Source organism: Inquilinus limosus MP06, assembly GCF_000767795.1.
Lineage (GTDB): Bacteria > Pseudomonadota > Alphaproteobacteria > DSM-16000 > Inquilinaceae > Inquilinus > Inquilinus limosus_E.
On the sequence record NZ_JANX01001004.1, the window covers coordinates 1 to 1208 of the forward strand.

Annotated in this window: 1 protein-coding gene; it reads right to left on the bottom strand. The window is 72.0% G+C overall.

What is annotated here, in order from left to right; all coding sequences use genetic code 11:
- Nucleotides 1–187: 187 nt before the first annotated feature.
- Nucleotides 188–1208 (bottom strand): glutamate-5-semialdehyde dehydrogenase (locus tag P409_RS34770; protein WP_034849527.1); only part of this gene is annotated, 1021 nt, incomplete at its 5' end.

A 1208-nucleotide genomic window follows, 5' to 3' on the forward strand; every position in this document is an offset into this window, starting at 1 on the left:
CGGCCGAGACGACCCCCTCCCCTACCCCCCTCCCGCAAGGGGAGGGGGGGACTCATAAGAGGCCATATGTGCCCGCCGGCTCATGCGGCGGCAAACCCCTCCCCCAACCCCCTCCCGCAAGGGGAGGGGGAGAGTGGATGGCAATGGCATTGCTGATGGATTCAATCGAAGGCGATCCCGCCGACTGTCAAGGCCGCGTCTGGCCGGTGCCGCGGACGAGGTACTTGGTGCTCGTCAGCTGCTCGGTGCCGACCGGGCCGCGGGCGTGCAGCCGGCCGGTGGCGATGCCGATCTCGGCGCCCATGCCGAACTCGCCGCCATCGGCGAACTGGGTCGAGGCATTGACCAGCACGATGGCGCTGTCGACCCGGGCCAGGAACGCCTCGGTCGCCGCCGCGTCGGCGGTGACGATGCTGTCGGTGTGGTGGCTGCCGTGCAGGTTGATGTGCTCGATCGCGGCGTCCAGCCCGTCCACCGTCTTCACCGACAGGATGGCGTCGAGATACTCGGTGTCCCAGTCGTCGTCGGAGGCGGCGAGAACGCGCGGGTCGATCGCCTGCACCGCGGTGTCGCCGCGGATCTCGCAGCCGGCCTCGATCAGGTCGTCCAGGATCGGCCGCAGCATCGTCCCGGCGACGCTGCGGTCGATCAGCAGCGTCTCGGTGGCGCCGCACACGCCGGTGCGCCGCATCTTGGCGTTGTACACGACGCGCCGCGCCATCTCCGGGTCGGCGGCCTCGTGGACGTAGGTGTGGTTGATGCCGTCCAGGTGCCACAGCACCGGGATTCGGCTGTCCGCCGCCACCCGCGCGGTCAGCGACTTGCCGCCGCGCGGGATCACCACGTCGACGAACTCGGTCAGGCCCAGCAGCTCGCCCACCGCGGCGCGGTCGCGGGTCGGCACCAGCTGCACCGCGCTGCGCGGCAGCCCGGCCTTCTTCAGCCCGTGCCCGACCGCGGCGGCGATGGCGGTGGAGCTGCGGAAGCTCTCCGACCCGCAGCGCAGGATGCAGGCGTTGCCCGCCTTCAGGCACAGCGCCGCGGCATCGGCGGTGACGTTGGGCCGGCTCTCGAAGATCACGCCGACGACGCCGAGCGGCACGCGCACCCGCTGGATGCGCAGCCCGTTCGGCCGGGTCCAGTCGGCCAGCACGTCGCCGATCGGGTCGGGCAGCTCGGCCACCGCCTCCAGCCCCTGGGCGATCGCC